The sequence below is a fragment of the Phycisphaerae bacterium genome (assembly GCA_018003015.1).
Lineage (GTDB): Bacteria > Planctomycetota > Phycisphaerae > UBA1845 > PWPN01 > JAGNEZ01.
Map to the genome: position 1 here is coordinate 1 of JAGNEZ010000117.1, position 10,018 is coordinate 10,018.

Annotated in this window: 7 protein-coding genes; all 7 read left to right on the forward strand. The window is 63.1% G+C overall.

Annotated features, from left to right (window positions below; genetic code table 11):
* The first annotated feature begins 266 nt into the window (after positions 1-266).
* The 7 genes from KA354_24500 to KA354_24530 all read left to right on the forward strand — a co-directional run bounded on the left by KA354_24500 (position 267) and on the right by KA354_24530 (position 9,928).
* Positions 267-608 (forward strand): YbaB/EbfC family nucleoid-associated protein, encoded by a 342-nt coding sequence (locus tag KA354_24500; protein MBP7937813.1) that lies wholly within the window; start codon positions 267-269, stop codon positions 606-608.
* Between the two features lie 17 nt (positions 609-625).
* Complete coding sequence (gene recR, locus KA354_24505) at positions 626-1,216, forward strand: recombination protein RecR (protein ID MBP7937814.1); 591 nt, start codon at positions 626-628, stop codon at positions 1,214-1,216.
* 95 nt (positions 1,217-1,311) lie between these two features.
* A complete protein-coding gene (gene rpoN, locus KA354_24510) occupies positions 1,312-2,775 on the forward strand; it encodes an RNA polymerase factor sigma-54 (protein MBP7937815.1) in 1,464 nt (487 codons plus the stop codon).
* 262 nt (positions 2,776-3,037) lie between these two features.
* Positions 3,038-4,219, forward strand: coding sequence for a galactose mutarotase (locus KA354_24515; protein ID MBP7937816.1), 1,182 nt, complete (start codon positions 3,038-3,040; stop codon positions 4,217-4,219).
* A gap of 97 nt (positions 4,220-4,316) precedes the next feature.
* The gene (locus tag KA354_24520) at positions 4,317-6,311 is read left to right on the forward strand and encodes an NPCBM/NEW2 domain-containing protein (protein ID MBP7937817.1); all 1,995 of its coding nucleotides are present in this window, start codon (positions 4,317-4,319) and stop codon (positions 6,309-6,311) included.
* Between the two features lie 308 nt (positions 6,312-6,619).
* The gene (locus KA354_24525) at positions 6,620-8,617 is read left to right on the forward strand and encodes a sodium/solute symporter (GenBank protein MBP7937818.1); all 1,998 of its coding nucleotides are present in this window, start codon (positions 6,620-6,622) and stop codon (positions 8,615-8,617) included.
* 63 nt (positions 8,618-8,680) lie between these two features.
* Positions 8,681-9,928 carry an NAD(P)/FAD-dependent oxidoreductase gene (locus tag KA354_24530; GenBank protein MBP7937819.1) on the forward strand — a complete coding sequence of 416 codons (1,248 nt, stop codon included), beginning with the start codon at positions 8,681-8,683 and terminating at the stop codon, positions 9,926-9,928.
* Positions 9,929-10,018: the final 90 nt, after the last annotated feature.

Here is a 10,018-nt window from a genome sequence, read left to right on the forward strand (position 1 = left end):
GGCGCCACCCAGGCCAGTCGCGCGGACATCGAACAGGCCCGGGCGGAGCCGTCCGTGCGGCAGGCTCTGGACCTGTTCGGAGGGACGCTGGTCAATGTGGAGCGGGTCAACGGCGGCGAGCCGCCGGCTGAGCAGGGTGAGACCGTGGAGGAGTGAGGGGCGAAGGTGCGGGAGAAGGAAGGACGCGGGGGCCGCGGAACGGGTCCCTCTTTCTTTTGTTGGTTTTCCTCTTGTTGACGGTGTCAGGACTTCAAGGAGTCAAACGGATGCTGGGTGCGTTAGGAAACCTCGGGGCGATGCTGAAGCAGGCCAAATCGCTGCAAGAGAACATGCAGAAGATCCAGGCGGAGTTGCTCCGCAAGCGTTTCGAGGCGGATGCCGGGGCCGGTCTGGTGAAGGCGACCGTTGACGGCAAGGGCGAGCTGGTGCAGATCAAGATTGATCCGAAGGCGACGGGTGACGTGGAGTTGCTGGAGGACATGATCAAGGCTGCGATCAGTGCTGCGGCTCAGAAGGCACGCGAGAGCGCCAGTGCGGACATCGCTCAGCTCACGGGTGGCATGAACATTCCCGGCCTGACGGATTTCTTGGGGCAGGGTGCGAAGTGAGCGAGCAGACTCGCGGAATCCCGGAGTGCCTGGCCCGCCTGGTGGCGGAGCTAGGCCGGTTGCCGGGGATCGGCCCGCGCAGTGCCGAGCGGATTGCGTTCCATCTGCTGCGCAGCGATCGGGACGAGGCCCTGGCCCTGGCGGGTGCGATTCGGCAGGTGAAAGAGGATCTGCGTCATTGCCGGATATGCTATAATCTGACCGAGCAGGAGGTGTGCGCGATCTGCGGGGATGCGACGCGTGACCACGGGCTCGTGGTCGTGGTGGAGCAGCCCAAGGACGTGATGTTGCTCGAACAGACGGGTTTGATCTCGGGGGTCTACCACGTTCTCATGGGGCACATCGCCCCGCTGGAGCGGATCGAGCCTGCCGATCTGACCATCGATGCCTTGGTGGCCCGGGTGCGGGCTGGGGGGGTTCGGGAGGTTGTTCTGGCGACCAACCCGACGATGGAGGGCGATGGCACGGCGTTGCACATCCAGGGTATGCTGAAGCCCTTCGGGGTACGGATCTCGCGACTGGCTCGCGGATTGGCGGTCGGTTCGCAGGTCGAGTATGCCTCTCGGGCGATGCTCGAAGCGGCGATTACCGGACGGACGCCGATGTGAATCGCGGGTGGCGGGTTTGCGGTTGGAGAATAATGTCGGCGGCGCCTGGGTTTTGCGGGTCGGCGAATTGTAGATAGGTACTGATGTCGCAGTTCATGTCACAGCATCTGGCCCTGGGGCTTCGACAGGAGCAACGGCTGACGCCGCAGCTCATTCAGTCGATGAACATTCTCCAGTTGCCGCTCATGGCCCTTGAGGCCAAGATCCGCGAGGAGCTGGAACGGAATCCTGCCCTGGAGCTGGACGACTTTGAGGACCCGCCGGAGCCGCCGACTGCCCCGATGCGTGAGGACGGCACCGCCCTGCGCGACCCGGAGGTGGCCGCCGAGAACCGCCATGAGGCGGAGGGCTTCAGCCGGCTGGAGCGGCTCAGTCGTGAATACGACTTTGACGAGGGGGATGTCGGCTTTGGCCGGCCGCGGGTGGTGTCCGGTGATCGTGATCCGAAGATGGACGCGATGGCCAACACCGCGAGCCGTCCTCAGTCGCTCAACGAGTACCTCCACGATCAATGGGTCTTTGTCGCGGTCAGCCCGCGGGTCCGGGAGATCGGCGAGCTGATCCTGGGGTACATCGAGGATGACGGCTACCTGCACACATCGCTCGAGGAGATCGCCGAGCAGCACGTTCCGCCGTACACGCTGGAGGAGGTTGAAGAGACCCTGAGCTGGGTCCAGACCCTGGAGCCGGCGGGGGTGGGCGCTCGGGACCTGCGCGAGTGCCTTCTGTTGCAGATCGACGCCCTGGACGGCGATCACGCCCTCGAGCGGACGCTGGTGGAGAACCACCTCGCGGACATCGAGAAGAACCGTTATCCGGTGATCGCGAAGGCGACCGGGCGAAGCATCGAGGAACTCAAAGAGGCTGTCCGCCGGCTGGGCAAGCTGCATCCGCATCCCGGGTATCTGGTTGTGGATCGGGAGGTGCCGCGAGTCACCCCGGACGTGATTGTGGACTATGCCGAGGACGGCGAGGGCTACACCGTTCGGTTGGCCCGGGGTAACAATCCGCGGTTGCGGATCTCGGAGACTTACCGACGGATGCTCCAGGAATCGCGGGATGACAAATCCGCCCGGGAGTTCATTCGCAAGAATCTCGAGTCAGCCGGGGCCCTGATCGACGCGGTGTCCTACCGCCGCAGCCGGCTGCTCGAAGTGGCCGAGGAAGTCGTCACGCGGCAGCGAGATTTTCTCGAAGCCGGCCCGGCGGGCCTGAAGATTCTGCGGATGAGCGAGCTGGCCGAGAAGCTCAAGTGCGATCCCTCGACCATCAGCCGGACGGTGGCAGATAAATACCTCCAGACACCTCGAGGGATCTACCCGCTGCGTTCGTTTTTCACCGGGGGGACGGAATCGGGCAGTGGCGAGGCCACCAGCTGGGACAGCGTCAAGGTGCGGGTCAAGGAGATTGTCGCCGCCGAGGACAAGAAAGACCCGCTCAGCGATGACGTGATCGCCGCCAAGCTGCAGGCCGAGGGGATCGACGTCAAGCGCCGGACCATCGCCAAGTACCGCCAGCAACTCCACATTCCCCCGGCCCGGGAACGACGGGAGTTCTAGAGCCGGGGCTCGAGGCGCCCGGCGCCGCATGGACGCTCCGGGTGTCCAGGCGCGGAAGCAGGGACGCGGCCGGACGCTCACGTGCGGTTTGCCGACCCGGATTGGTGCCGAGATCAATCACCACCGAATGGGCTCTTCGCCCTCGACATTCACTCGCGGGCTCCGGTCGCGCCCTCGGCTTGTGACCCTTGCCAATGGTCAGTGCGGTGATACAATCCGGCCTCCTGAGCAGATGACACGTATCACACGAAAGGAAAACAAGATGGCACGGTCAAAGGTCTGGAGAGTGCTGAGGGGTTCGCTGGCGCTTGCGGTGCTCGGGCTCTGCTCCTGTTCGGAATCCGGCTTGAAGAGCTGGTCTCAGCTGACGAAAGGCAAAACCGAAATGAAGGTCGACAAGGCATCGTTCGGCACGGTTGACGGCAAAGAGGCGTTCTTGTTCACGCTGGCCAATGCCAGGGGTATGACCACGACCATCACCAACTACGGGGGAATCGTGGTGACGCTGACCGCCCCGGATCGCGAGGGCAAGTTTGACGACGTCGCTCTGGGCTACGACAAGCTTGACGGTTACCTCAAGGAGACGCCCTACTTTGGGGCGATCGTCGGGCGGTACGGCAACCGGATCTGCAAGGGCAGGTTCACCGTCGACGGCAAGGAATACAGGCTGGCCATCAACAACAAGCCCAACGCCCTGCATGGCGGACTCAAGGGCTTCGACAAGGTCGTTTGGGATGCCGAGTCGTTTATCGAAGCTGACGCGGCGGGTCTGAAGCTGACCTATCTGAGCAAGGATGGCGAGGAAGGTTATCCGGGCAATCTCCAATCAACGGTCACCTACCGCCTGACCAACGACAACGAGCTGAGGATTGACTATGAGGCAACCACCGACAAGGCCACGCCGGTGAATCTGACCAACCACAGCTACTGGAACCTTGCGGGTCAGGGCAAGGGCGACATTCTCGATCACGAGATCATGCTCAATGCCGACAGGTTCACGCCGGTTGACGAAACGCTGATTCCCACCGGTGAGCTCCGGCCGGTCAAGGACACGCCCTTCGACTTCACCAAGGCCACGCGGATCGGCGCCCGAATCAACGACCAGGGCGACCAGCAGATCAAGTTCGGGCTGGGCTACGACCACAATTTCGTCCTCAATCGCATCGGGTCCGGCCTGGCGCTGGCCGCCAAGGTGACCGAGCCGAAGAGCGGACGGGTGATGGAGGTCCTGACCACCGAGCCGGGCGTCCAGTTCTACACCGGGAATTTCCTCGACGGCAGCATCGTGGGCAAGGGTGGCCGGGTGTACAAGCACCGCTACGGCTTCTGTCTTGAGACCCAGCACTACCCCGATTCGCCGAACAAGAGCCAGTTCCCGTCGACGATCCTGAAGCCCGGCCAGCAATACAGGACCACGACGGTCTATCGCTTCTCTGCGAAATGATGCCATCCGATCATGAATGTCACCCAGGGGGTCTGTTCGCTCCGTGCGAAGCGGGCCGCCTGTTGTCTTGTTGTCTATAGACGGGGAGGATTCGATTGTGATTCGAATGACTGTGTGCCGCGTTCTTTCGGTTGTCGCCGGTCTGGCGTGGGGCCTGGCGATGGCTGGTCCGGCCCTCGGCCGGGAGGCGATTGATTTCAAAGCTGCCCAACCGCCGGCCGGCGCCATCTGGCTGGACGGCCTCGATCTGAGCAAGGTGAACCAGGGGTGGGGCGAGCCCCGGGCCGGCAGGTCATGCGACAATCGCCCGCTCAAGCTGAAGGGGGTTACCTACCCCCACGGTTTGGGCACTCACGCGAGCAGCGAGGTCACCATTGTGCTCGACGGATGCGCGACCCGATTCGCGGCCATGGTGGGCGTGGACGATGAAGTGGGCGAGAAAGGCACGGTCAGTTTTGAGGTGTGGCTTGACGGCAAGCGAGTCGCCGAGACCCCGGTGCTCAAGGGCGGCGGCGAGCCCAGGATGATCTCGGCCGACCTCGTCGGCGGCAAGCAGATGACCCTGGTGGTGGAGAACGGTGGCGACGGGATCAACTACGATCACGCGGACTGGGGGGGGGCGGTGATCTTCCTGGTGGCCGACGCGAAGACCAGGCCCAAGACGGTGTTACCCGGGGACAGCGAGCCGCCCATGCCGATCGCCCACGGCACGGCACCCGAACCGCGGATCAACAATCCGCGCATCGTGGGTACGACACCCGGCCGGTCGTTCCTGTTCCTCATTCCGGCCACTGGCGAAGGCCCGTTGGAGTTCTCTGCCGAGGATCTGCCCGGTGGTCTGAACCTTGATTCCAGGACCGGGATCATCACCGGTTCGCTCGAGAAGGAAGGCGAATATGTCGTAACCCTGCGGGTGAAGGGGCCCAAAGGCTCGGACATGCGCAAGCTCACGATTGTCGGCGGAGAGCACAAGCTAGCCCTGACCCCGCCGATGGGCTGGAATTCGTGGAACTGCTGGGGCTGCGCGGTGGACGCAGACAAGATCAAGGCCGCCGCCGACGCGATGATCAAGAGCGGCCTGGCCGCCCATGGCTTCCAGTACATCAACATTGACGACTGCTGGGAGGCGGGCCGCAATGACAAGGGCGAAATTCAGACCAACGAGAAGTTCCCCGACATGGCGGCCCTGGGCGAGTATGTCCACAGCAAGGGGCTCCGGTTTGGGATCTACTCTTCACCGGGGCCGAAGACCTGCGCGGGGTACGAGGCTAGTTATCAGCACGAAGAGCAGGACGCCAAGACCTGGGCAAACTGGGGCGTGGACTACGTCAAGTATGACTGGTGCTCGTATGGAGGGATCGCCAAAGGCGACAGCCTCGACGAGTTGCAGAAGCCTTACCGGGTCATGCGGGCGGCTCTGGACAAGTGCGACCGGGACATCGTTTACAGTCTTTGCCAGTACGGAATGGGTGAAGTGTGGAAGTGGGGCGGCAAGGTCGGCGGCAATCTCTGGCGAACGACCGGCGATATCGTCGACACCTGGCAGTCCATGGCCTCGATAGGTTTCGCTCACAGCGATCGCAGCCCGTACGTCAGGCCCGGGCAGTGGAACGATCCGGACATGCTGGTGGTCGGCAAGGTTGGTTGGGGCCCGAGCCTGCACCCGAGCCGCCTCACCCACAATGAGCAAATTACCCACATTACCTTATGGAGTCTGCTGGCCGCCCCGTTGCTCATCGGCTGCGACATGTCGGCCCTGGATGCGTTCACTGTCGACCTGCTCGGGAACGACGAGGTTCTGGACGTTGACCAGGATCCTCTGGGCAAGGCGGCCGTTCGCGTGGCCCAGGAAGGCACGACTGAAGTGTGGGCTCGGCCGTTGAGTGACGGGACCATGGCGGTCGGCCTGTTCAATCGTGGGCGAGCCACCGCCAAAGTGACTGCGAAGTGGTCGGACCTCAAGTTGAGTGGCAAGCAGCTGGTACGGGATCTCTGGCAGAAGAAGGATGTAGGCCGCTTTGAGGACACCTACACCCACGAGGTTCGGGCCCACGGTGCGGCCTTGGTGAAGATCGGCAAGCCTCAGGGTTGATCTTGGGCTTGAGTTGAGCCGTTGGCGGTGGGCGGTCGGCGCTGTTCGGTCGCCCACCGTTTTTTTGGGGAGGTGTTCCCGGTCGACCGAGGTCCGGTCGGTCCACTTTGCGTGCAGCGAAGCGGGTGGTAAGATTCATCCCTCCGGTTCAGGCCGTGCCGCGAGCGGGTCCTGTCTCCCGTCGATGATGCTCGGGGTCCGGTGTTGGCATGAGGCCTCAAGTTGGGTGTCTCTTCGCTTGGCGTGGGAGGGAGGCGTGAGAGCGAATCGAGCGGATCAGTTCTTTCTGGAAAGAGGAGAGGTTCAATATGGGCTTTGCCGACATCCTGGTATTCGTCGCCTTCGTCGCCGCGGTGATTGCCATCGGTTTGTGGAAGAGCCGAGGCGAAGAGACGCACAGTGACAAGGGAGCCCAGAACTACTTCCTTGCCGGTCGCGGGCTGACCTGGTGGCTTGTAGGCTTCTCGCTCATCGCCGCCAACATCTCCACCGAGCAATTCGTGGGCATGAGCGGCCAGGCGGCCGACTGGCTCGGCATGGCGATCGCCAGCTACGAATGGATGGCGGCCATCACCCTGGTCGTCGTCGCGTTCCTGTTCTTGCCGACCTTCCTGCGAAGCGGCATCTACACGATCCCCGAGTTCCTCGAGTATCGGTACAACGCTTTTGCCCGGACGGTCATGGCCATTTCCACCTTGGTCATTCTGGTTGGCGTGCCGACGGCCTCGGTCATCTACTCCGGTGCCAAAGTCATTACCGTGAACTTCCAGGGCCAGTCGGTGTTGGGCTTGGATCTGGGCGACATCACCGTGGGCTGCTGGATCATCGGGACGCTCTCCGCGGTCTATGTTTTCGCCGGCGGGTTGAAGGCTTGTGCCTGGGCCGACCTGATTCAGGGTTCGGCGCTGATCGTCGGTGGGGCGGTGATCGCCTACCTGGCGATGAAGGCCCTGGCCGTCGCCGATCCGACTGCTCTGGCCGCGACCGCCACCACGCCGGTCAGTCCGGAGGCTGTTCAGAACGCCGGTGTCGTGGAGCGGCTGCGGATGCTGAACGCGGGGGACTGGCAGGCTGGCAAGCTGCACATGGTCCGACCTGGCGATGATCCGAAGATACCGTGGACGGCCCTGGTGGTCGGCCTGTGGATTCCCAACTTCTTCTATTGGGGTCTCAACCAGTACATCACCCAGCGGACTCTTGGCTCCAAGTCGCTGGCCGAAGGTCAGCGTGGCGTGGTTTTTGCCGCGTTTCTCAAGCTGCTCATTCCCTTTGTGGTGGTCATTCCGGGCATCCTGGCGTTCAACCTGTTCAACAGCGACCTGAGCAAGGAAGGCGAACGCAAGAATGCCACGGTGCTCCAGGCATTCCAGGAAGGCAAGCAGGAGGTTTTCCCCTTCACGCCCGGCTTTGCCAAGCTCCAGCCTGAACTGGCGGCGAAGATCTACGCCCACAACGCCTTGCTTGCGGGGGAAATGCCTGCCGCGGCGTCCAGTCCTTCGCTGGGTCCCGACCGGTCGCCGGCCGAGTTGGCGGCCGCCAACGATCGTTTGGTGGGGAAGGCGAGCCAGGTGAAGACAGGAGACGGGGAGAAGATCAAGCCGACGACCACGTTGGTTGGCTACGACTTCGACGCAGCATTCCCGACGTTGATCCGCAGGCTTCTCCCTGAGGGGGTTGGGCTCAAGGGTTTCGTGCTGGCGGCGATCTTCGGTGCGGTGGTCAGTTCGTTGGCCTCGATGCTCAACTCGTCTTCAACGATTTTTGCGATCGACATGTACCACAAGGTGAAGAAGAATGCCACGCAGTACGAGTTGGTGACCGTCGGCCGGGTCTGCGTGGTTGTGTTTGTTCTGATCGCCGTGATCATTGCCCCGACTTTGGATAATCCCAAGTTTGAGGGCATCTTCAATTTCATTCAGGAGTTCCAGGGCTTCATCTCGCCCGGCATCCTGGCGATCTTCCTCTTCGGCGTGCTGGTGCACAAGTCGCCGCGGTCCTGCGGAACCGTGGGCTTGATTCTCAATCCGATCCTCTATGGTGCGATCAAGTGGGCGGACTGGATTCCGGGTTTCAACCAGACCGAACTCGCCACGACGCTGTCTAAGATGGCCTTCCTCAACCGCATGGCGGTTTGCTTCTTCGTGGTGTTGGCCGTGCTGACCGTGATGCGGCTGGCTGCCCCGCTGGCGAAGCCTGTGGATTTGCCGGTCAATGCTCAGATCAACCTGGAAACCAAGGGCGACGTCAAGGTCTGGGGCGTTCTGGTTGTTCTGCTGACGCTGACGCTGTACTGGATCTTCTGGTGAGCGTCGCCGCTGATCGTCGGCATTCGCCGACCTCGGGTCCTTCTTGGGGTAGACTGGCCGGGCATGGACCAGGTCGATGTGGCCATCGTCGGTGCGGGGGCGGCGGGACTGGCGACGGCGATCTTCGCCGGCAAGCAGTTGCCCGGCCGAAGCATGGTCGTGCTCGACGGGTCGAGGCGCCCTGGGGCCAAGATCCTCGTTGCCGGCGGCGGGCGATGTAACGTCACCAATCGAGCGGTGACCTCGGTCGACTTCAACGGCACCAGCCGCCATATCATCAGGAGAGTCCTGGCCGCTTTCCCCGTCGGGCAAACAGTGGCGTTCTTTCGCGAAATAGGGGTCGATCTACACGAGGAAGAGGGCGGGAAGCTCTTTCCAGACAGCAACCAGGCTCGCACGGTGCTCGATGCCTTGGTGAACGAGGTCGGCCGCCGTGGGGTCAGGCTGTGCCCCGAACACCGGGTAACCGCCTTGGCCCGGGGCGACAGTGGATTCAGGCTGGTCACCAACCGAGGCGAAGTCTCCGCCTGTTGCGTGGTACTGGCAACCGGTGGCTTGTCGCTGCCCAAGACGGGTAGCGACGGTGGGGGGTATGAGTTGGCTCGCGGTCTGGGCCACAGTCTCGTGCCCACGACGCCGGCCCTGGTCCCACTGGTTCTAGAGGGCGAGTTTCACAAGCCGCTTTCCGGCTTGTCGCAGGACGTTGAGTTGGCTCTTGCTGTCGAAGGTCGCGTCTCCATCCCAACCCGTGGGGCGATGCTATGGACGCACTTCGGAGTGAGCGGGCCGGCCGTGCTCGACATCTCCCGGCACTGGCATCGAGCGCGACTGGACAGGAAGCAGGTTGTTCTGACGGCCAACCTCCTGCCCGGCGCGGATCTGGTCTCTGTCGAGAGCAGGGTGATCGAGCTAGCCCAACAGCAACCCAAGCAGCATCTTCGGAACCTGCTGGCGTCTTGGTTCCCTGTCCGCCTGGTCGACGCCATATTGACGTCTCTTGGCGTCGGCGGCCAGATTCCGTTGGCCCATCTGGCTCGTGATGTTCGTCGCCGTTTGCTGTCGTCGTTGCTGCAGTGGCCGCTGCCGGTTTGCGAGAGCCGCGGTTACGCCCATGCCGAGGTCACTGCTGGCGGCATTCCGTTGAACGAGATCCAACCGGCCACGATGCAGTCGCGCCTCTGTCCAGGATTGTTCCTGGCAGGGGAGATTCTCGACGTGGACGGCCGGATCGGCGGCTTCAACTTCCAGTGGGCCTGGTCGAGCGCTGCGGTCGCCGGTGCCGGGCTGCGGTCCATGTTCGGCGTGCCCTGATCTGCCGGAGAGCATCGCCCCCCGCAGTTCCCTGCCGGCTCGGGAGGGAGCCATTGGCGTTGCGGCCGGGGGGGATTGCCTCAGTGGACC